Source organism: Streptomyces oceani (genome assembly GCF_001751245.1).
GTDB lineage: Bacteria > Actinomycetota > Actinomycetes > Streptomycetales > Streptomycetaceae > Streptomyces > Streptomyces oceani.
In genome coordinates this window covers 341-25,184 of sequence record NZ_LJGU01000151.1, presented here as the reverse complement: position 1 = coordinate 25,184, position 24,844 = coordinate 341, and the positions used below count along the sequence as shown (strand labels likewise).

General features: G+C 71.4%; 2 protein-coding genes (1 of these 2 only partly in view). Both read left to right on the top strand.

Annotation, left to right across the window (positions count from 1 at the left end; translation table 11 throughout):
- Positions 1-19,746, top strand: the 3' portion of a protein-coding gene (locus tag AN216_RS28400; protein WP_070198702.1) for an SDR family NAD(P)-dependent oxidoreductase. It extends 8,076 nt beyond the left edge of the window; only the last 19,746 of its 27,822 coding nucleotides appear in the window; its start codon lies off the left edge, out of view; the stop codon is at positions 19,744-19,746.
- The coding region (locus AN216_RS23375; protein WP_139140982.1) for a type I polyketide synthase at positions 19,743-24,844 on the top strand (5,102 nt) is incomplete at its 3' end. The genes AN216_RS28400 and AN216_RS23375, both read left to right, overlap by 4 nt.

Here is a 24,844-nt window from a genome sequence, read left to right as displayed (position 1 = left end):
CCCGTCGGCGTGCGTACGGTGTTGTTCGCCGCCGGGGCCGGCGAGGCCGTGTTCGAGGTCTCCAGCCTGCCCGACACCTCCGGTGGCGAGGCGGAGCCGATCGTGCACAGCCAGGGCGTCGCGGTGTTCGGAGAGCCGATGCCCGCCGACCCGGTGGATCTATCGGGACTACGGGACAGGTGTGACGGGACGCGGCTCGACCCGGAGCAGTGCTACCGGACCTACCAACGGCTGGGTCTGTCGTACGGGCCCGCGCACCGTGCGCTGGAGAGCGTCCGGGCCGCTGACGGGCAGGTGCTCGCGCGGCTACGGCTGCCCGCGGAGGTGCGCGAGTCGCTCGACGCGTTCGTGCTGCACCCGAGTCTGCTGGACTCGGCGCTGCAGGCGGCGATCGGTCTGGAACCGGTCGAGGACGCCGCCGTGGCCCATGTCCCGTTCGCGCTGGACGAGTTGCGGATCCTCGGGCCGTGCCGGGAGGTGATGTGGGCCTGGGTGCGCCGTAGCGCCGACGATCGGCCCGAGAGTCGGGTGCGCAAGCTCGACATCGACCTGTGCGACGACTCGGGCGCCGTGGCCTGCCGGTTCACGGGCTTCTCCGCCAGGCCGTACGAAGCCGGTGGTGCGTCCGTGCCCGCGTCTCGGGAACTCCCGGACGGTGACATCCCGGAGGCACGGAGCGAGACCTCCTCCGCCCCCGACGAGTCAGCCCCGGCCGGGGACGGGCTCGACGAGCGGACCACCCGGTACCTCATCGGGCTGCTGGCGGACGAGCTGGGCCTGCCGGCGAACCGGATCGACGCCGACGACGCGCTCGAGGTCTACGGCATCGACTCCGTCATGACGATGGCCCTGACCACCAAGCTGGAGCAGGTCTTCGGCTCCCTGCCCAAGACGCTGTTCTTCGAGTACCAGAGCATCCGCGCTCTGACACGGTACTTCCTGGAGACCCGTGAGGACGAGCTGGAGGCACTGCTCGGCGTCGGATCGCCGGAGGCGGACGCCGGCTCCCCCGACGACGCCGAGGAGCAAACCGCCGACACCCCCACCAGCACGGGCCGTTCGGCGGTGGCCTCCCGTACGCGCTTCGTGTCGCCGTCCCGACGGGTGGCGCGACCCCGAGCCGAGGCCGGCGCGGGTTCCGTCGACGTGGCCGTCATCGGCCTGGCGGGGCGGTACCCGCAGGCGCGGAACGTACGGGAGTTCTGGCGGAACCTGGTGGAGGGCAAGGACTGCGTCACCGAGGTTCCGCCGGATCGGTGGGACCACAGCCGGTACTTCGACCCGGACGTCGACGCCGCGGACAGCACGTACTCCAAGTGGGGTGGCTTCCTGGCGGGCGCGGACCACTTCGACCCGCTGTTCTTCACCATCTCCCCGAGCGAAGCGGAGTACATGGACCCGCAGGAGCGGTTGTTCCTGGAGTGCGCGCAGGAGACCTTCGAGGACGCGGGCTACACCCGTGCCGCACTGGGCCGCGACCCGGGTCAGGGCGGTCCCGGCGGCAACGTCGGCGTGTTCGTGGGGGTGATGTACGAGGAGTATCAGCTGTACGCCGCCCAGGAGCAGGCCAGAGGCCGGAACATCACCCTGGCGGGCAGCGCGTCCTCCATCGCGAACCGGGTGTCGTACTTCTACGACCTGCACGGCCCGAGCATGGCCGTCGACACGATGTGCTCCTCGTCGCTCACGGCGATCCAGCTGGCGTGCCAGAGCCTGCTGACGAACGGGTGCGAGATGGCCGTGGCGGGCGGCGTGAACCTCTCCCTGCACCCCAACAAGTACCTGATGCTCGCGGACGGCAAGTACCTGTCGAGCAAGGGGCTGTGCGAGAGCTTCGGCGAGGGAGGCGACGGATACGTTCCCGGCGAGGGCGTCGGCGCCGTCCTGCTGAAGCCGCTGGCGAGGGCGGAGGAGGACGGCGACACGATCCACGGTGTCCTCCGGGGCGTGGCCGTCAATCACGGGGGCAAGACGAACGGCTACTCGGTTCCCAATCCCCGTGCGCAGTTGGGCGTCATCGATCAGGCGCTGCGGGAGGCGGGCGTGGACGCGCGGTCGGTGAGCTACGTCGAGGCGCACGGCACCGGTACGTCGCTCGGCGACCCGATCGAGGTCGCGGGCCTGACCAAGGCGTTCCGCGAGCACTCCGACGACGTGCGGTATTGCGCGATCGGTTCGGTGAAGAGCAACATCGGACACGCCGAGAGCGCCGCGGGCATCTCCGGTCTGACCAAGGTGCTGTTGCAGATGAGGCACGGGCGACTGGTGCCCTCGCTGCACTCGGAGACGCTGAACCCGCACATCGACTTCGAGGGCGGCCCCTTCTTCGTACAGCGAGAGCTGTCGGAGTGGCGGCGTCCGCTGTCGGCCGACGGCACGGAGGCGCCACGCGTCGCCGGTGTCTCCTCCTTCGGAGCGGGTGGTTCCAACGCTCACCTGATCGTGGAGGAGTACGTCCCGGCTCCGCGGCAGCGTCCGCAGGACGGCCCGTCGGTCGTCGTGCTCTCCGCGAGGACACCGGAGGCGTTGCGTGCGCAGGCCGAGCAACTGGCGGGATGGGTCGCCGACGAGGACGGCGCCGCCGCCTCGCTCGCGGACATCGCGTACACCCTGCAGACCGGCCGGGAGGCGTTCGAGGAGCGACTCGGCCTGGTGGTGGACACGACCGCCGACCTGGTCGCCAAGCTGACGCGCTTCCTCGACGGCGAGGGCGGCGTACCAGGTCTGCACCGCGGGACGGTCAAGCGGCGACAGGACGACGCGCTGCAGGCGTTCGCCGCGGACGAGGACATGGCGCGGACGCTGGGCGCGTGGGCGGAGAAGGGCAAGTTCGACAAGCTGCTCCGGCTGTGGGTGACCGGGGTGACGGTCGACTGGGACAAGCTCCCCCGCCGGGGCGTCCCGTGCCGTGTTCCGATGCCGACGTACCCCTTCCAACGCGAACGCTACTGGCCCGCTCAGGGCACGGACGTCACGCCGGCTCCGGCGGGCCCGGCGGGACAGCTCCACCCGCTGGTGCACACGAACACCTCCAGCCTGACCGAGCAGCGCTTCACCTCCGTGTTCACCGGGGAGGAGTTCTTCCTGGCCGATCACCGGGTGCGTGGGGAGCGGGTGCTCTCCGCGGCGGCCTGCCTGGAGTTGGTCCGCGCCGCCGTCGAGGCGTCGCTGGACGAGCCGCACGGCCCGCTCAGCATCGCCGACGTCGTGTGGGCGCAGCCGGTGACCGTGGGCGAGCGGCGGCAGACCGTCGAGGTGCGCCTCCTGCCCAGGGGACAGGACGAGGTCGGCTACGAGATCGTCAGCCGGGAGCCCGTCGCGGAACCGGTGGTGCACGGCGGTGGCGTGGTACGGGTGACGCAGGAGTCCGTCCCGGCCGCCGCGGGCGTCGGGTTGGACCTCGCGAGCCTGCGCGCGGAGTGCGACCTCGGCGCGTGGGACGCCGACCAGGTCTACGACTGGTTCCTGTCGCGGGGCATCGCCTACGGCCCCGGGCACCGGGGTGTCGAGCGCCTGTGGGTCGGTGACGGTCAGGCGCTGGCCCGGCTGACGCTCCCGGACGCCGTCGGAGCGACCCTGGGGGACTACGGGCTCCATCCCGCCCTGCTGGACTCCGCGCTGCAGACCTGCGTCGGCCTGGGACCCCTGGAGTCGGCGCGGTCCGAACTCCTGCTGCCCTTCGCCGTGGACGAGGTGCGGGTCCTCGGCGAGTGCGCCGCGTCGATGTGGGCGTGGGTGCGCGGGAGCGGCGACGTGTCGTCAACCGCCGGTTCCACTGACCGCCGTATCGACATCGACGTCTGCGATGACGCGGGGAAGGTCTGTGTCCGGCTCAGCGGCGTCTCGCTGCGGGCCGTTCCGGTGGATCGGCCCACGGGTGAACTGCTCGCCTCGCCGCGCTGGACCGCCCGGGACAGGACGGGGGACGTGAGCGGGGCGGGAGGCACTCCGGCCGCGCTCGCCCTGGTCATCGGTCTTCCCCGGGTCGCGGAGGTGATGCGGTCACGCGGCACGGGGCGGGTCGTGCTCCTGGACGCTGGTTCGGCGCGCGTCGACGGGCGTTACTCCGACTACGCGCGGCAGGTCTTCGCGGCCGTCCGGGAACTCCTCGCGGAACGGGCACATCACCCTGTCAACGTCCAGTTGGTCGGCCCGGCTGACGCGGACGCGTGGCTGTGGGCCGGTCTGGCGGGCGTACTCAGGACGGCTCAGCTGGAGAACCCGCGCGTTCTGGGCCAGATGGTCCTGGTCGACCCCCGGGAGGAGCCGGAACGTGCCGCGTACCACGTGGAAGCCGATCGTGCCGCGCCGGAGGACACGGCGATCCGGTACCGGTCCGGTGTGCGCGAGGTGCTGCGGTGGCGCGAGTTCGAAGGCGCCACCCCGGCGCCACTGCCGTGGAAGGACGGCGGCGTCTACCTGATCACCGGTGGTGCCGGCGGGTTGGGGGCGCTGTTCGCCCGGGACATCGCGACGAAGGTGGAGCGGCCCCGGATCGTGCTGACCGGGCGTGCCGCGCGGGACGAGGACAAGGACGCGCTCCTGGAGCGGTTGCAGCTGCTGGGGGCCGAGGCGGTCTACCGGCAGGCGGACGTCGGCGTCGAGGCGGACGTCGTGGCGCTCACGGGCTGGACGCGTCGGACGTACGGCCGGCTGGACGGGATTCTGCACTCCGCGGGGGTAATCCGGGACGGTTTCCTCCTGAAGAAGACGGACGAGGACTTCTGCGCCGTGCTGGAGCCGAAGGTCTCCGGCCTGGTGCACCTGGACGCCGCGACCCAGGATGCGGACCTGGACTTCCTCGTCCTGTTCTCGTCCTTCTCGGGTGCGTTCGGCAACGTGGGGCAGGCCGACTACGCGGCGGCGAACGCGTTCATGGACGCGTTCGCGGAGCACCGGAACGGACTCGTGGAGCGGGGCGAGCGCCAGGGCCGGACGGTGTCGGTCAACTGGCCGCTGTGGGCCGCCGGCGGGATGGGTGTCGATCCGGGCGTCGAGCGGTGGCTGCGGGCGCAGTTCGGCATGGTCCCGCTGAGCGAGGACACCGGAGTGCGGGCGCTGTACCGGGCGTTGGCCGCGCGGGAGGACCAGGTCCTCGTCCTCGAGGGTGACCGGGCCCGGATGACGCACGCCCTGTTGGCCGATCCCGCGGACGAGCCCGAGCCCGAGCCCGAACCTGAGCCCGAGCCCGAGCCCGAACCTGAGCCCGAGCCCGCGACGGAGACCGGGGAAGGACTGATCCGCAGGGCCGAGGCGTACGTCAAGAAGGCGCTGTCGTCGGTGATCAACCTGCCGCCGGCAAGGATCGACGCGGAGGCGACGCTCGACGACTACGGCGTCAACTCCGTGATGACGATGAGCATGACCCGGGCCCTGGAGGAGGACATCGGGCCGCTGTCGAAGACGCTGTTCTTCGAGTACCAGACGGTTGAGGCGCTCGCCGGTCATCTCCTGGACGCACACGCCGACCGGATGCGGGAGCTCCTGCTCGCCGGCGAGAATCGTCCCGAGGCCCGGGAAGGGGCAGCGGTCCAGGCCGCCACCTCGGCGGGCGTCGCGCGGCGGAACCGCACGTGGCGGACCAGCGTGCCGGTCACGGCCGTCAGCCCCGTACGGGCCGCCGCTCCGTCGGCCGCGGCGGAGCGGACGGACATCGCGATCGTGGGGTTGGCGGGCCGCTACCCGCAGGCGCGCGACGTGGCGGAGTTCTGGGAGAACCTCGCGGCGGGCAGGGACAGCGTCACCGGGATTCCCGAGACGCGCTGGGACCACGGGGAGTTCTTCGACCCGGACAAGGGTGCCGCCGGGCGGACGTACAGCAGGTGGGGCGGCTTCCTCGACGGCGCGTACGACTTCGACCCGCTGTTCTTCGCCATCTCCCCGCGCGAGGCCGAGACGATGGACCCGCAGGAACGCCTGTTCCTGCAGTGCGTCCACGAGACGATGGAGGACGCCGGCTACACGCGGGGTGGGCCGAGGAGCCGGACCGGCAACGTGCCCGAGGGCGAAGTCGGTGTCTTCGTCGGGGTGATGTACGAGGAGTACCAGCTCTTCGGTGCCCAGAACCAGATGCTGGGCGGCGGTGCGGCGGTGGCGGGCAGTTCGGCCTCCATCGCCAACCGGGTGTCGTACGCCTGCGGGTTCCACGGCCCGAGCATGAGCGTCGACACCATGTGCTCGTCCTCGCTCACGGCGCTTCACCTGGCGTGCCAGAGCCTCAAGTGCGGCGAGTGCGAGGTGGCGGTCGCGGGCGGGGTCAACCTCTCGCTGCACCCGAACAAGTACCTGCTGCTGAGCCAGGGCAAGTTCGTCTCCAGCGACGGCCGATGCCGAAGCTTCGGGGCCGGTGGGGACGGCTACGTGCCCGGCGAGGGCGTGGGAGCGGTCCTGTTGAAGCCGCTGGCGAGGGCGATCGCTGACGGGGACCGGATCCACGGTGTCGTCAAGGGCACGTCGGTCAACCACGGTGGCAAGACCAACGGTTACACGGTGCCGAACCCGCGGGCGCAGTCGGACGTGATCGGCCGGGCCCTGGAGGCGTCCGGGGTGAGCGCGCGTGCGGTGAGCTACCTGGAGGCACACGGCACCGGGACCACGCTTGGTGATCCGATCGAGATCACGGGCCTGTCGAACGCCTTCCAAGACCACACCGGGGACAAGCAGTTCTGCGCTATAGGTTCGGTCAAGAGCAACATCGGCCATGCCGAGAGCGCGTCGGGCATCGCGGGCATCACCAAGGTGCTGCTGCAGATGCGGCACGGCAAGCTGGCTCCCTCCCTGCACGCGGACACCTTGAACCCGAACATCGACTTCACGGACACCCCGTTCGTCGTGCAGCGCGAGCTGGCCGACTGGCCCAGGCCCGCACCGCCCGGCGGTGGCACGGGCACGGAGTCGCCACGCGTCGCCGGGGTCTCGTCCTTCGGGGCGGGTGGCTCCAACGCCCACGTCGTCATCGCGGAGCACATTCCGGACCACCACGAGGCCGGGTACCGGCTCGACCCCGCGCTGGGGGCCGTCGTGCCGCTCTCGGCGCGTACCGAGGACGCGCTGCGGGCACAGGTCGCCAACCTGCTGCGGTGGCTGGAACGGCCGGAGAACGCGGCCGTGGAACTGGCGGACGTGGCGTACACGCTGCAGGTCGGCCGGGAGGCGATGGAGGAGCGCCTGGGCGTGCTCGCCACCACCGTGCCGGATCTCGCGGCGCGCCTGCGCGGGTTCCTGACCTCCGGCGACGGTGACGCGGGTGACGGTGACACCGGTGACGTGACGCGCGGCTCGGCCGGGCGTGACGGCACCGTACGCACGCTGCTCTCCGCCGACGCGGACCTGAGCACGATGATCTCGACCTGGGCCGATAAGGGGAAGTACGACAAGCTCCTGGAGCTGTGGACGAACGGGGTGCCCGTCGACTGGCGCGTTCTCTACGGCGATCGGACTCCGCGGCGTATCGGACTGCCGACCTACCCGTTCGCCCGCGAGCGCTACTTCCCCTTCGCCGACCAGCCGTTCACCGTGCGGGAGCGCGTCGATCAGGACGCGTCCACGGATGACCCGCCGGGGCCCGCGCGGCCTCTCGTCTTCGCCGAGGGCTGGGAGCCCGAGCCGCTGCGGGACGGCCCGGCGCGCGGTACCGGCAGCGTTGTCTGCCTGTGCGACGGTTCCGACCGTCAGGTCGAGGCCGCGCGGGCGGTCCACGCGCTCGACCCCGCCGCCCGTGTCGTCTTCGTCGGACGCGGCCCCGCCTTCCACCGGGTCTCGCCGCAGTCGTACGAGGTCCGCGAGGCGGAGGTCGACGACTACGCGGACGCGTTCCGCGACATCGCCGAGCGCCACGGGGACGTCGACGCCGTCCTTGATCTCAGATGGCTGGAGGCGGGTTCGCGCCCCGAGGGAGTCGGCGAGGTCATGCTCGCCGTCCAGGGACTGGCCCGGGCCGGGGTCCTCGCGCGCCGGTTCGTACTGGCGGGCGAGTACCGCGACGGAGTGGAGCGCGCGCACCTGGAAGCGGCCATGGGTTTCGAGCGCTCGCTCGGACTGGTGCTGCCACAGCCGGCGTTCACGGTCGTGCTGCAGGACGCCGCTGATCCGAGGCGGCCGGCCGGAGTCGCGGGCTGGGTCGAACGACTGCTCGCCGAACTGCGCCAGGAGACCCCCTCCAGTGCCCTGTACCGGGCGGGCGGGCGTTTCGTCAGCCGTGTCCGGCGGGCGGAGGCGACCGAGGCGCCCAGCCCCTTCAAGCGCGGTGGCACGTACCTCGTCACCGGTGGCCTCGGTGGTCTGGGACTGATCGTGGCCGAGCACCTCACCAGCGGCTACGCGGCCAACGTCGTGCTGACCGGTCGGTCCGCGCCGGACTCGCGGCGGCGGGAGAAGCTGCGCGGGCTCGGCGCGGACCGGGCTCTCTACCTGCGGGCGGACGTATGCGACGCGAACGACATGAAACGTGTCGTGGCGCGGGCACATGAGCGCTTCGGACCCGTGCACGGCGTCATCCACGCCGCCGGGGTCGAGGGTGAGGGGAGCGTCCTGGACAAGAGCGTGGCCGACTTCGAGCGAACCACGGCCGCCAAGATCGCGGGCACGCTCGCGCTCGACGAGGCGTTGGCGGGCGAGGTCCTCGACTTCGTCTGCTACTTCTCCTCGACCTCAGCGGTCGTCGGCGACTTCGGCACCTGCGACTACGCGTTCGGGAACCGCTTCCAGACGGCCTACGCCGCCCACCGCGGCCAACGGTGCGCCGCGGGGGAGGTGTCCGGCAGGACCGCGGTGATCAACTGGCCGCTGTGGCGGGACGGCGGCATGGGCCTCGACGAGGACGTGGCCGAGCTGTACCTGCGTTCCAGCGGCCAGGACTTCCTGGAGACACGGGACGGCCTCCGGCTGTTCGAGACCCTGCTGGCCCAGGACGCCGTACAGCACATGGTCGTGGTCGGAGAGCCGGACCGGGTGCACCGCTTCCTCGGCCTACGGCCCGCACGCCCGGCGATTCCAACGGGCGAGACGGCGAGCGCGGAGCCGTCGGCCCCGGAGCCGTCGACCCCGGACGAGGCCTCGCGTTCCCGGACGTCGGGAACAGCGGTCGATGAGCGCCTGAACCAGGACCTCCGGGACGTCATCGGCCGTGTCGTCAAGGTCCCGCCCGACCGGATCCACCCGAACGACAACCTCTCCGAGTACGGCTTCGACTCCGTGAGCCTCGTCGAGCTGGCCGCGGGCATCGGCGAGCGGATCGGCGTCGAGATCACACCGTCGATCTTCTTCAGCCACCCCACGTTGGAGAAGCTGCGGAGTCATCTCGCCGGGAAGCACCGGGACGTTCTCACGGCTCTCTACGGCGCGGCCCCTGCGACGTCGACGGACGGACCACCCGCCAACGAGCCCGTCGTGCCCGTCCGGGAGGAACCGACACCAGCCGCGTACGCGGACCCCGTGCCTCGGGACGGTGCGGCGGAGCGCGGCGACGCCGTGGCCGTGATCGGTATGAGCGGGCGCTTCCCCGGGGCGCGTGATGTCGATGAGCTGTGGTCCGTTCTTGAGGAGGGCCGTGACGTCGTCAGTCCCATCAGCGCCGAACGTCTCGCGCTGTGGGGGGAGGCGGCGGACAGCCCGCTCGGCGCCCTGCGTTGCGGTCAGCTCTCGGGGCCGGAGGAGTTCGACCCGCTGTTCTTCGAGATCTCCCCCAAGGAGGCCCGCGACCTGGACCCGCGGCAACGCCTGCTGCTTCAGGAATCGTGGCGGGCGCTGGAGGACGCCGCGTGGAAGTCCGGCTCGCGGGACAGGGTCGGCATGTTCGTGGGCGTCGAGCACGGCGACTACGAGGGGCTGGCTGGGGAGACGGGCAGCATAACCGCCAACCACGAGGGCGCCCTCGCCGCTCGGCTCGCCCACTTCCTCGACTTCACCGGCCCGGTCATGGCGATCAACACCGCCTGCTCGTCCGGGCTCGTGGCCGCCCACCAGGCATGTCTGAGCATCCGCGACGGCGAGTGCGACACGGCGGTCGCGGCGGGCGTCAGCCTGATCACCACGCCCCGACAGCTCACCTACATGCGGCAGGCGGAGATGCTGTCCGAGGACGGTGTCTGCTACGCCTTCGACGAGCGTGCCAACGGCATGGTGGCCAGCGAGGCCGCCGCCGTCGTCGTGCTGAAACGACTGTCGGCGGCCATCGCGGACGGAGACCGGGTCCACGGTGTCATCCGCGCCAGCGGGATCAACTACGACGGCAGGTCCAACGGCCTCACCGCCCCCAACGGTGCCGCTCAGGTCGAACTCCTGCGGTCCACCTACGAGAAGTACGCCATCGACCCGGCGGAGATCGACCACCTCGTCGCCCACGGCACGGGCACCCGGCTCGGCGACCCGGTGGAGGTCAACGCGCTCAACGACGCCTTCACCTCTCTCACCGACGAGCGGCGGTACTGCGCGCTGACCTCGACCAAGCCCAACGTCGGCCACACGCTCGCGGCGTCCGGGCTGGTCAGCCTGATCGGAATCCTCCAGGGCATGCGCCACGAGACCATCCCGGCCAGCCTGCACTGCGAGCGGGAGAGCGACTACGTCGACTGGCGGGACAGTCCGTTCTTCGTCAACCGGTCGAACAGGCACTGGCCGCGCGCCGCGGAGCGCGAACGCGTCGCGGCCCTGAGCGCCTTCGGCATGAGTGGGACCAACGCACACATGGTGGTGGAGAGTTTCGTGACCCCCGATCACGAGCACGACGTGCCGACGCCCGCCCATCTCTTCGCGGTGTCGGCGAAGGACGAGGAGGTGCTGCGGCAGCGGGTCGCCGACCTGATCGACTTCCTCGACGGCGACGGGGGCGCGTACGGCCCGAGCCACGTCAGCGCGACCCTGCTCGACGGCCGGACGCACTTCCGGTACCGGTGCGCGGTGGTGGCCCGCGACCAGGGTGAGGCCGTGCGACTGTTCCGTGACTGGCTCGACGACGGTGCCGAGACGCCCGACGCCGCCGACGGCACCGTGCCGAAGGGCTTCGCCCCGAGGGCCGAGATGCTGGCGTCCGGCAACGATCTGGTGCGCGAAGTGAGTCTCCTGCGCCACGACCACGAGGCGTTCGCGGAAGCGCTGCGCGCCGTCGCCAGGCTCTACTGCCAGGGTTACGAACTGGACTGGCGGGAGCTGTTCGGCGGCAGGCGCCTGACGCCCGTGTCCCTGCCCGCGTACCCGTTCGCGAGGAGGCGTTGCTGGCCGACCGAACCAGCGCGGCTGACGGAGACGGTGGGGGAGCCGGTCGTTGACGGGCAGTCCGACGACCCCCGGCTGCGGCGGGTGATCGCCGACTCCGGCAACGGCCGTGGTTTCGATGACGACCTCCTCTGCGGGCTGCTGGTCACGCAGTTGCGGTCGATAGGCATGGCGGCTGCCGGCGGCGGCTCCGTCGCCGACCTCGTCGACGGGCCGAGTTCCGGGCGCGTACACGGCCGTTGGCTCGACGTGAGCCTTCGCTTCCTGGCCGAGCACGGCTATCTGGAACTGGACGGGGAGCGTTACGCGCTGACCACGAGGGCGTCGGCGGGCGGTGACACCGCGTGGCGGCGCTGGGCGGACGTCTGTCGGGAGAGCGGGGGCACGAACCCGTACGTCAACCTCATGGACCAGGCTATCCGCGGGTGCCCGGACGTCCTCTCCGGACGCAGCAAGGGTACCGACGTGATCTTCCCCGACGCGTCGACGTCACTGGTCGAGGGCGTCTATCGGCACTGCGACGGTGCCGAGGCCCTCAACGAGGTCGTCGCGGAGCAGGTGGCGGACCGGGTCGAGGCCCTGCTGGCCGCGGACCCCGCCCGACCGGTCCGCGTCCTGGAGATCGGCGCGGGCACGGGAGGTACCACCGACAAGGTGCTGCGCGCACTGAGCCGTCACCGGGAGCGCGTCGAGGAGTACTGCTACACCGATGTCTCCGCACACTTCCTGCGCACGGGGAGGAAGGAGTTCGCCGCGCATCCGTACCTGCGGTACGAGCACTTCGACGTGGAGCGGAGCCCGCTCGGCCAGGGACTGGCCGGGAAGGCGTACGACATCGTCCTCGCGACCAACGTCCTGCACGCCACCAGCGACGTCCGGGCCGCGGTGCGCCACGCCCGGGAACTGCTGACGCAGGACGGCACGCTGGTGCTGAACGAGCTGGCCGCCCGCACGTTGTTCTCGCACCTGACCTTCGGCCTGCTCGACGGGTGGTGGCTCCACCACGACCCGGAGCTCCGGATCGACGGCTGCCCCGCGCTGGAGCCCGACAGTTGGCGGAAGGTGCTGCACGAGGAGGGCTTCTCGGCCGTGTCCTTCCCCGCCGCCGCGGTCCACGAGGCGGGGCACCAGATCGTCGTCGCCCGCACCGGCGCCGCGGCGACCGCGCGGGACGCGGATCACCGGGACCTGGACGTGCTCGTACGGCGGGAGGTCCTGGCGCGGCTTCAGGAGAGCCTGGAACTGGACGAGAGCGAGATCCATGTCGAGGACTCGTTCGCGGACTACGGCGTCGACTCCATCGTCGGAGTCCGGTTGGTCCGCGACCTCAACGAGGCCCTCGGTGGCGTACTGGAGCCCACCGACCTGTTCGACCACAGCTCGGTCCGGCGCCTCGCGGCCTACGTCACCGAGACGTTCCCGGAGCAGGTCGCGGCTCGCCTGGCGCCGCCCGGGGAGGCGCGGCGGGACACCCGTCCGGACACCCCCACCCGGGCGGACGCGGGGCCCGCGGCGCGAGCGGCGGACGTCGTCGGGGCGCCGCCGGAGAGCCCCGACCCGGACCTGGAGCCGGTCGCGATCATCGGCATGAGCGGGCGGTTCGGCCGCGCGGAGAGCGTCGACCGCCTCTGGGAACACCTCGCGGCCGGGGACAGTCTGGTGGGCGAGATAACCCGCTGGGACATCTCGCGGTTCGTCGAGCCCGGCGCGGACTTCCCCCGGCACGCCTCGCTGATGGACGACATCGACCAGTTCGACCCGGCCTTCTTCCAGATATCCGGTGTCGAGGCGACCTATATGGACCCCCAGCAACGCATCGCGTTGGAGGAGACCTGGCGGGCGCTCGAGGACGCGGGCTACGCCGGAGTGGGGGCCCAGAGCACTGACTGTGGCGTCTACATCGGTACCCAGCCCGTCGACTACCTGCCCTCGCCAGGGGCGGACGCCCCGGCGCAGGCCATGTGGGGCAACGCCGAGTCGATCATGCCCGCCCGCGTCTCGTACTACCTCGACCTGCGGGGCCCCGCCATCGCCGTCGACACGGCGTGCTCCGGCTCGCTGGTGGCCGTGCACCTGGCGTGTCAGGCGCTGCGCGCCGGCGAGGTCGGGATGGCCCTGGCCGGCGGGGTCTCCGTCCAGTGTGCTCCGCACTACTACCTACAGGCCCATCGGGCGGGGATGCTCTCCGCGAGCGGGCGGTGCCACACCTTCGACGAACGGGCGGACGGCTTCGTCCCCGGCGACGGCGTGGGTTTCGTGGTGCTCAAGCGTCTCCGCGACGCGCTCGCCGACGGCGATCACATCCACGGTCTCGTGCGCGGCTCCGGCCTCAACCAGGACGGCAGCTCCAACGGCATCACCGCGCCGAGCGCGAAGTCACAGGAGCGGCTGCAGGGCGCCGTGTACGACAAGTACGGTCTCGACCCCGCGGACATCGGACTCGTCGAGGCGCACGGCACCGGCACCCGGCTGGGCGACCCGATCGAGTTCCAGGCGCTGACCCGGGCGTTCCGCGGCCACACCGACAAGCGCGAGTACTGCGCCATCGGTTCGGTCAAGACCAACATCGGTCACACGTCGCCGGCGGCGGGTGTGGCCGGGCTCATCAAGATCCTGCTCGCGTTGCGGCACCGCGAGATCCCGCCCTCGCTGAACTTCGAGCGGGGCAACGCGCACATCGACTTCGCGGCGAGCCCGTTCTACGTCAACACGGTCCACCGGGACTGGATCGCCGAGCCGGGACGCCCGCGGATCGCGGCGCTGAACTCCTTCGGGTTCAGCGGCACCAACGCCCACATGGTGGTCGAGGAAGCTCCCGCAAGGTCCCGCGAAGGGGCGCGTCCGGCCCCGCACCTCGTGGTGCTGTCCGCGCTCTCCGCGGAGCAACTGCGCAGCCAGGCCGAGCGCTTGGCGGAGCACCTGAGTGTCCGCCCGGACACCGACCTGGGCGACGTGAGCATGACGCTGCTGCTCGGGCGCAGGCACTGCGCGGTCCGGCTCGCCTGTGTCGCGCGGAGCACCGCCGAACTGGTGGAGCGACTGACGGAGTGGCTGACGACGGGAAGGGAGGAGCACGTACGGCTCGCCGACCTGTCCGAGAGCCGCCCGGGGGAAGACACCGCTCGGGAGCAGCGCGGGGACTTCCGTATCCGGCGGGCCGCCGACGTGGCGGAGAGCGACCGCGTCGATTACCTCACGACCGTCCGGGACCGCTACCTCCGGGATCGTGAGCCGGACTACGCGGAGCTCTTCGCGGACGGGGCGTGCCGGCGGACACCGCTGCCGACGTACCCCTTCCGACGCCAGCGGTACTGGTTGTCCGAGGAGATCGACGCCCCCAGCAGGCCCGCCGCGCGCGTCGAGCCCGCGCCGGTGGAGCCCGCGCCGGTGGAGCCCGCGCCGGTGGAGCCCCTGCCCGCGGCGCGCCCGGCGCCCCCGGCAGGCGGGAACGACCTGACGCTGGCTCCCGTGTGGGTCCGGGACCGGACCCCCGCACAGGCGCCCGCCGTGTCGGACGGCGTGATCGTGTTCGGCGCGGACGCCACCGAACGCGCCCGGCTCGCGGCCGTGTTCGGCGCACCGGTCTTCCTCGACGTCGAGGACACGCTCAGCGTGGACGCGCTGACAGAGCGGCTGCGGAGTGTCGGGGCCATCCGGCACCTGGTGTGGGTCTCGCGGACGGGCGAGGACTCGGACGCCACCGCACTGCTCCGGTACGCCGGCAGCGGGGTGGTCCTGTTCTTCCGCCTGATCAAGGCGCTCCTCGCGCTGCGGCACGCGGGCTCGGAGCTGAACTGGACCGTCCTCACCCGGCAGACCCAGCCCGTACTGCGCGGCGAGCGGGTGCACCCCGCGGACGCGGCCGTGCTGGGCCTGGCCGAGGTTATGGCGAAGGAACTCCCCAACTGGCGGGTGAACTCGGTCGATATCGGAGTGGGAGACGACATCTTCGTGCCCGCCCCACCCAGTGCCTCCTCGCCACCGGTCCGGGCACTGCGCGGCGGGCAGTGGTTCCGCCAGCGGTTGGCGCCCGCCGCGCTCGCCGCGCCGGCGGACAGCCCCTACACCCGGGGAGGCGTGTACGTCGTGCTGGGCGGGGCCGGCGGTCTCGGCGAGATCTGGAGCGAGGACGTGATCCGGCGGTTCGGCGCCCAGGTCGTGTGGATCGGGAGGCGGGAGCGGGACGACGCCATCCAGCGCAAGATCGACAGGCTGGGGGCGCTCGGGCCCGCGCCCTGGTACGTCCGTGCCGACGCGGCCGACCGCGAGTCCCTGGCCGCCGCCCACACGCGGATCAGGCGACGGTTCGGCACGGTCAACGGCGTGGTCCACTCCGTGTTCGGTCTGGTGGACCAGAGCCTGCCCAACACCGACGAGCGGCGGTTCCGGGAGGGCCTGAGCGCCAAACTCGACGTCAGCGCGTGGATGGCGGAGGTCTTCGACGCCGACGACCTGGACTTCATGCTGTTCTTCTCGTCGGTCTCCTCCCTCAACCCGGCCATGGGCTACTGCAGTTACGTCGCGGGCAGCGCCGCCGAGGACGCGCTCTCCCACCGGCTGTCCGTCGAACGGGCCTACCCCGTGAAGGTGGTCAACTGGGGATACTGGGGAGCGGTGGGCAGCGGCCTCGACGTGCCGCAGCACATCAGGGAGCGTCTCTACGCGCAGGAGGGGCTGGCCGACATCGACCCGGCCCTCGCCATGGCCACCGTCGAGGAGCTTCTGGTGTCGCCGCTGGTGCAGGTGGCTCACCTGAACACCCACAAACCAGAGAAGTTCGAGTCCTTCGACGGGCGGGAGTCGGTCCGTGTGCTGGGCCCCAGGGCGGTGACAACCGCGCTCACCCCGGCACTGCCGTCCCGCGACGACCAGGTGCGGGCGGTTCGTACCGGCACGAAGGCCAAGGCGGCGGAGCTGGACGAGGTCCTGGCCAGGCTGCTGTGGTGTGACCTGAGGGAGCGCGGCTGGTTCCGCGGGCGGGTCTTCGACGTGGAGTCCTTCAAGCGGGACAACGGCGTCCTGGACAAGTTCGACCGGTGGGTGCGGGAGTGCTTCACGATCCTGACGCGCTTCGGTCACCTCGTGGAGACCGGTTCCGGGCTCTTCACCGCCGCCGAGGAGGGCTTCGACGCGGGCGAGGCCGAGCGGGAGTGGGAGCGCGGCAAGGCGGTGTGGCTCGCCGACCCGGAATTGCGGGCCACGGCCGACCTGGCCGACCGGACCGTCCGCGTGCTGACCGAGATCCTTGCGGGGACGGCCTCGGCCGTCGAGATGATCTTCCCGGGGTCCTCACTCGATCTCGTCGAGGGGATCTACAAGCGGAACATGATCGCGGATCACTTCAACGACGTCGTCGGAGACTGCGTGGTCGCGTTGGTCGAGCGCGCGATCGCGGAGAACCCCGACGTCCGGTTCCGCATCCTGGAAGTGGGTGCAGGAACAGGCGGCACGACCGCCACCGTCACGCGGCGGCTCCGCCCGTACGCGTACAACATCGGTGAGTACTGCTACACCGACATGTCGAACGCCTTCCTCATCCACGGTACGCGCGAGTTCGGCGCGGAGAACCCGTTCCTGCGCTGCCAACTGTTCGACGCGAGCAAACCGGTGGCGGAGCAGGGCTTCACCGAGGGTGCGTACGATCTCGTCGTCGCGACCAACGTACTGCACGCCACCCGGGACATCCGCGAGTCCTTGCGCAACGCCAAGGCGCTGATGAGGCCCGGGGCCGCGATGGTCATCAACGAGATCAACGGGTACACGCCCTTCAGCCTGCTCACGTTCGCTCTCCTGGACGGCTGGTGGCTCTACGACGACCCGGAGCTGCGCACCGAGGGCGGCCCGGCGCTGGAGCCTGACATGTGGCGGGCGGTGCTGGAGTGGGAGGGGTACGGATCGGTCGAGTTCCCCGCCACCGACGCGCACCCGCTCGGACAGCAGGTCGTCGTGGCCGCCAGCGACGGGGTGATCCGTCAGAACCACGGTGACGAGACGCCGGCCGCCGTCGAAGCGCCGGCTCCCGAGACGTCCGCCGTAGCGGGGGCGCGGACGGGCACGGAGCCGACTCAGGCGACACCTGGGCTTCTGCGGGAGAAGGCGCTCACCTACCTCAAGGACCTGGTAGCGCGCACCCTGATGATCCCGGCGGACTCGGTCAGGGGCGGAGAGCCGCTGTCCACCTACGGCATCGACTCCATCCTGATCCTCCAGCTGCTCAACGGCCTGCAGAAGGACCTGGGGCAGGTCAGCAGCACGCTCTTCTTCGAGTACGGCACCGTCGACGCGTTGGCCGACCATCTCGTCGCCGAGCGGCCGGACGACATCGCCCGTGCCGTCGGTCTCGCGCCAACCCCGGAGGACGGCCCCCTCCAGGCGAACGACGCCGCCCAGGAACCCACCGAGGCGCCTGCCACCAAGACCGGTGCGGCTGTGTCAGATGGCACCGGCCTCGGTGCCACCGAGGCACGTTCCTCCGTGCCACCGGCGCGCGGGGCCGGAGCAGGGCACGACGGGAGCATCGCGATCATCGGCATGAGCGCGCGGTTCCCACAGGCCGACACGCTGGACGCGTTCTGGACGGGCCTGCGGTCCGGCCGGCACTCGATCACCGAGATACCCGCGGACAGGTGGGACCTGGAGGGCTTCTACGAGCCCGACAAGGACCGGGCCGCGGAAGAGGGCAAGAGCTACAGCAAGTGGGGCGGCTTCCTCGACGGCTTCGCCGACTTCGACCCGCTGTTCTTCGCGATGACGCCGAACGAGGCACTGGAGGTCGATCCGCAGGAGCGTCTGTTCCTACAGGAGACGTGGCGGGCCTTCGAGGACGCGGGCTACCCGCGGGAGCGCCTGGAGCGACAGCACGGCGGACGTGTGGGGGTCTTCGCCGGCATCACGCGTGCCGACCACAACCTCCACGGTCCGGAGAGGTGGCGGCGCGGCGACAGGACGTCTCCCTACACCTCCTTCGGATCGGTGGCGAACCGCGTGTCGTTCAAGCTGAACCTGAACGGCCCCAGCATGCCCGTCGACACGATGTGCTCGTCCTCGCTCACGGCGCTGCACGAGGCGTGCGTACACCTGCTCCGGGACGAGTGCGAGCTGGCGGTGTCGGGCGGGGTGAACCTCTACCTGCACCCGTCGGGCTACGTCGCGCTCTCCCAGTTGGGGATGCTCTCGGACGAGGGCACCTGCCGCAGCTTCGGGCGTGGCGGCAACGGTTTCGTGCCGGGCGAGGGTGTCGGCGCGCTCGTCCTCAAGCGGCTCGACGACGCGGAGCGGGACAACGACCGGATTCACGCCGTCATTCGTGCCACCGGCGTCAACCACGGCGGGACGACGAACGGTTACACCGTTCCCAACCCGGTGGCACAGGGGAACCTCATCCGCGAGGTGCTGGACAAGGCGGACGTCGACGCCGGCACGATCAGCTACGTGGAGGCGCACGGTACCGGGACGGAACTGGGCGATCCCATCGAGATCAACGGCCTGAAGCGGGCGTTCTCCAGCGACACCCAGGACACCCGGTTCTGCGCGATCGGCTCGGTGAAGAGCAACATCGGCCACGCGGAGGCCGCGGCGGGTTTGGCGGGCGTGTGCAAGGTCGTGATGCAGCTGCGGCACGGCGAGCTCGCGCCCACGCTGCACGCGGACGAGGTGAACCCGCACATCGACTTCGGATCGTCGCCGTTCGTCGTCCAGCGAGAGCTGGCCGCTTGGCGGCGTCCCCGCGTGGACGTCGACGGAGCGACCCGCGAGGTGCCGCGCAGGGCCGGGGTGTCCTCCTTCGGCGCGGGCGGCGCGAACGCCCACGTCCTGATCGAGGAGTACGTCCCGGCGGAACCGGCGCCGCCGCGCGTCCCGGATGTCGGGCCCTTCGTGGTCGTACTCTCCGCGATGGACGAGGAACGGCTGCGGGAGCAGGCGAGCGCGCTGCTGCGGTGGCTGTCCGACCCGGCGACAGGCGCGGTTCCGCTCGCCGATGTCGCGTACACCCTGCAGGTTGGCCGGGCGGCCATGCCCGAGCGGCTGGGTACGGTCGTCGACTCCCCCCAGGAACTGGTCGACAGGCTGCGCGGCTTCCTCGACCGACCGGCGCGGACGGACGACGGTCTGCGCCGTGGTCGGGTGCGCCCCGACGGCGGTTCCGAACCCACCGCCGACGAGGACATGGCCGAGATCGTCGCCGCCTGGATCGCCAAGGGCAGGTACGTCAAGGTGCTCGACCTGTGGGTGCACGGCTTCGACGTCGACTGGCGGAGGCTGCACGTCGGTACGGACGTGCGCGCGGTGTCCCTGCCGACGTATCCCTTCGCCCGGGAGCGGTACTGGGTGGCCGAAGAAGTGACCAACCGCTCCCAGGACGCGGTGGACCCGGACCCAGGCCCGGACGCTGAGCGCCCGCCACCGCTGCTCGACAACGTACTCGACGACTATCTGAACGGCTCTCTCGACCTGGCCGCCGCGGCGGAGCTGCTCCGCCCGTCGGCCACGGCCGCCCGGGTCGGCACAACGGACAACGGAGGGGCGGCGAAGTGAACGACGCACTGGTCCAACTGCTGCGGGACCTCAAGGCGAACCGCATCTCCAAGGAGCAGTTCAAGGCGGCCGTGAACGGCTGGGAAGCGCCGGCGGGCGAGGAACCCGAACCGGAGCTGGTGAGGTTCGGCCCCGTCTGGGAGCGGGCGGCCGGCGACGCCGTGACGGAGGAGGTCCCGGGGCACGTCGTGCTGTTCGCGGGGCCGCGGCGCGCGGAGGAGACGTTGCGCGCGCGGGTCGGCGAGGCGGCGGTCCATGCCCTGGAGAGCCCGGCCTCCGGGAGTGCCACGCGCTACGCTGACCTCGCCTGCCGGGCGCTCGACATCGTCAAGCGACTCGTTACGGACCCGGCGCTGCCCCGTACGCTCGTCCAGCTCGTCTGCCCGGGCACCGGCGAGGACGTGCTGACCTCCGGCCTGCTCGCGATGCTGCGGACGGCGGCGGCGGAGAACCCGAGGATCGTGCCCCAACTGGTGCTCGTGGACCCCGGGTTGCGGGCGGACCCGGTGGTCGAGCAGGTCCTCCGGGGCCGGGATCACCCGGACACCTCGGCGATGCGGTGGCGCGACGGTGAGCGGGAGGTTCTGGTCTGGCGCGAACTGCCCGCCGTGGCACGTGCCGAGCTGCCGTGGAAGGAAGGCGGCACGTACGTCATCACCGGTGGCCTGGGCGGCCTGGGGCTGAAGTTCGCCGAGGACCTGCTGCGGTCCGTACGAAGCGCCACCCTCTTCCTGACCGGCCGCTCGCATGTCGACGCCGGGCGGATGTCGCCCTTGGAGGAACTGAGCGGCTCACACGCCCAGGTGCGTTACGTACGGCTCGACGTCGCGGACCCGGCGGCCGTCGAGGAGTTCGTGGCCGCGGTCCGTCAGGAGCGCGGCTCGATCGACGGCATCATCCACAGCGCCGGTGTCACCAGGGACGGCCTTATCCGTACCAAGAGCGCGGACGAAGTGCGGGAGGTTCTGGCCCCGAAGGCGGCCGGTACGGTCAACCTCGACCATGCCAGCCGGGACCTCACACTGGACTTCTTCGTCACCTTCTCCTCGGGCGCCGCGGTCACGGGCAACACCGGCCAGGCGGACTACGCCGCCGCCAACGCCTTCATGGACGCCTTCGCGCACCACCGCGACGCCCTCGTCACGGCCGGGGAGCGTTCCGGGCGGAGCCTGTCCGTCAACTGGCCCCTGTGGGCGGAGGGCGGAATGACCGTCGACGAGGAGACGGCACAGGCACTCCGAGCGGATCTCGGAACCACTCCGCTGCGCACGCCCAGCGGGCTTCGCGTCCTGCACGAGTTCCTCCTCTCGACACACAGCCAGGTGATGGTGGCCGAGGGCGACGGCCCTCGAATCCGTCAGACGTTCTCCGCCCGATCCGTCCCGGCGCGGTCCGCCCCCGCCCGATCCGCCTCGGCACTGCCCTCTTCGGGGCGAACCGCCGCGGCGCCCGTGACCGCCGTCGACGAGGACACGCTGCGCGACAGCGTGGTCGACAGGCTCGGCCGGTTGCTCGGTGGCGTCACCGGTCTGCGGGCCGGGCAGATCGATCCGAGCGGGAGCCTGGAGAGCTACGGGATCGACTCCGTCGTCGTCACCAGACTGAACCGGAAGCTCGCGGAGGTCTTCCCCGGGCTGTCGGCCGCGCTGTTGTACGAGTACAACTCGCTGGACAGCCTCGGTGCCTACTTCGTGGCGGAACACAGGGAGAAGTGCCTCGCCTGGACCGGCCTCGACGAGACATCTTCCGCGGAGCCGGCGGCCCCGGCCCCGCCCGTCTCGGCCACCGCCGGGGAGCGGACGCCCGTACGGGACGAGCCCGCTCCGGCCGCCGGCGTACGGGACGAACCGGACGCCGCCGAAGCCATCGCGATCGTCGGTGTCAGCGGGCGCTTCCCCCAGGCGCGCAACCTCGACGAGTACTGGGAGAACCTGGCCGCGGGGCGTGACTGCGTCTCGGAGGTCCCCCCGCAGCGGTGGGATCTGACGGGCTTCTTCCACGCCGACCGCGACGAGGCCGTCGCGAGCGGACTGAGCTACAGCAAGTGGGGCGGCTTCCTGGAGGGGTTCGCTGACTTCGACCCGCTGTTCTTCGGCATCTCGCCGCACGAGGCGATGAGCATGGACCCCCAGGAGCGCCTGTTCCTCCAGGAGTCGTGGAACGCCCTCGAGGACGCTGGTTACACCCGGCAGCGTCTGGCGGATCTGCACGGCGGACGGGTGGGCGTCTTCGCCGGGGTGTGCACGACCGGCTTCGAGCTGTACGGGCCGCAGTTGTGGGAGCAGGGCGAGAACCTCCACCCCGCGACCTCGTTCGCGGCGGTGGCGAACCGGGTGTCCTACTTCCTCGACCTCAAGGGCCCGAGCCTGGCCGTCGACACGATGTGCTCGTCGTCGTTGAGCGCCGTCCACGAGGCGGTGGAGCACCTGCGTCGCGGTGACTGTGACGCCGCTCTCGCGGGCGGGGTCAACGTCTACGCCCACCCGTCGAGTTACGTGCTCATGTCCCGGGTACGGATGCTCTCCGACGACGGAAGGTGCCGCAGCTTCGGTGCGGGTGGCACCGGTTTCGTGCCCGGCGAGGGCGTGGCCGTCCTGCTGTTCAAGCGACTGGCGGACGCCCGGCGGGACGGCGACGTCATCCACGCCGTGCTGCGCGGCAGCAGCGTCAACCACGGCGGCCGAACGCACGGCTACACCGTGCCCAACCCGGCCTCACAGGCCGAGGCGGTGCGCGCGGCCATGGACGGCGCCGGGGTGTCGGCGCACGACGTCGGCTTCGTCGAGACACACGGCACCGGGACCGCCCTGGGCGATCCCATCGAGGTCAGCGGCCTCTCCCGGGCGTTCTCCAGGGACACCGACACGCGCCAGTACTGCGCGATCGGTTCGGCGAAGAGCAACATCGGCCATCTGGAAGCGGCGGCCGGCGCCGCCGGACTGGTCAAGGTGCTGCTCCAACTGCGCCATGGGCAGGTGGCCCCGAGCCTGCACGCGGGGGAGCTGAACCCCGAGATCGACTTCGGCTCGACCCCGTTCCGTGTCCAGCGGGAGCTGGCCGAGTGGCGGCGGCCCACGTCCGGGGTCGGAACGCACGGGGCGGCGGGCAACCGCGTCGCCGGGGTCTCCTCGTTCGGTGCCGGCGGCTCCAACGCCCACGTGATCGTGGAGGAATACCGCGACGCGGACCCGTCTGACGTTGCCCCCGAAGACGCCGGGCCGCAGGTGGTCGTACTCTCGGCGAAGGACCGGGACCGGCTGCGCGAGCGGGCGAGGGTCCTGGTGGACTGGCTCGACCGCCAGCACTCCGCGCCTCCCCGCCTCGCCGACGTCGCGTACACGCTGCAGGTCGGACGAGAGGCGATGGAGTCGCGGCTCGCGCTGCGCGTGGCCTCGCTCGCCGACCTCGCGCGCAAGCTCACCGCGTTCGCCGAGGGCGACGACGACGTCGAGGACCTGCACCTGGGCGAGGTCAAGCAGCACCGGGAGACCCTGGCCGCGCTCGCGGCTGACTCCGACATGGCGGCGACCGTCGGCGCGTGGATCGACAAGGGTCGGTTCGCCAAGCTGATGGATCTGTGGGTCAAGGGGCTGGCGTTCGACTGGGAGACCCTCCCCCGCGCGGGCACGGTGCGTCGGGTGTCCCTGCCGTCGTACCCGTTCGCGCGGGAACGCTACTGGGTCGGTGACCTCGGCACGGCGGCGGTGCGCGCCGACGACGCGCGGCACGTGCCCGCGGTGCACCCGCTGGTGCAGGTGAACGCGTCGACGCTGGACGTGCAGCGGTTTGACTCGCGGTTCTCCGGAGACGAGTTCTTCCTGCGGGACCACCTGGTCAAGGGCGAACGGGTGCTGCCCGGTGTGGCGTACGTCGAGATGGCGCGGGCGGCGGTCGGGGCGTCGGTGGACGGCGTACGGGAAGTCCGGCTGCGGAACCTGGTGTGGGCGCGGCCGGTCCGGGTCGCCGAGGAGCCCGTACACGTGCGGACGACGCTGACGGTCGAGTCCGAGACGGAGCTGGGCTTCACGATCACGTCCTCCGACCCGGCGGACGGCGACGTGGTGCACTGCCGGGGCCAGGCGCTGCCGGACGGGTCCGGTCAGGTCGCGGCGGTGGACCTGGAGAGCGCGCGGGCCGCCTGCGACGCCGAGTGGTGGGACGCGGAGCGCTGCTACTCCCTGTACCGCTCGCTGGGGCTGGACTACGGCCCCACACATCAGGGAGTGGACAGTGTCGCGGTCGGTGACGGTCAAGCACTCGCACGGCTGGGACTGCACGCGGAGACGGCGGACTCGCTGGGCGAGTTCATGGTGCATCCGGGCCTGATGGACTCGGCGTTGCAGGCGACTGTCGGCCTGCTGTCGCAGGACGGCGAGGACGGCGAGGGTGCGGACGGTGCGCTGTTCCTGCCGTTCGCGGTGGACGAGGTGGAGATCCTCGCTCCGTTCCGCGCACGCATGTGGGCGTGGGTGCGCTTCAGCGCCGACGACACCCCGGGTAGCGGGGTGCGCAAGCTTGACATCGACGTGTGCGCCGACGACGGCGCGGTGTCCTGCCGGTTCACCGGGTTCTCCACACGCGCGTACGGCACGGACGACGCGCCCGTGCCGCGGCCCGCCACGGACCTGTCAGGGGCGGTACCCGAGCCGCGGCCGGTGGCGGACGCGGGCAGGGCCAGTCGCGCGGACACCGCGCGGCCGGACGAGTCGATGGACGAGCGGGTGTGCGCGTACCTCGCAGGGGTGCTCGCGACCGAGTTGCGCCTTTCCGCCGACCGCGTCGACGTCGATGACGCCTTCGAGGTGTACGGCATCGACTCGATCATGACCATGAACCTGACGAACAGGCTGGAGCAGGTCTTCGGGTCGCTGCCCAAGACCCTGTTGTTCGAGTACCAGAGCATCCGCGCGCTCGCCGGGTACTTCCTCTCGGCGCACGAGGAGCAACTCACCGCGTTGCTCGGCGTGTCCGGCACGACCGCCGGCGAGGACACCCGGCGTACCGAGGAGACGGCCACGGACGACGGGGGGACGGCGGCGGACAGTGCCGGCCCGGCCGCCGTGGCCGCGCGGCCCGCCGCGCTCTCGGGGAAGCGCGC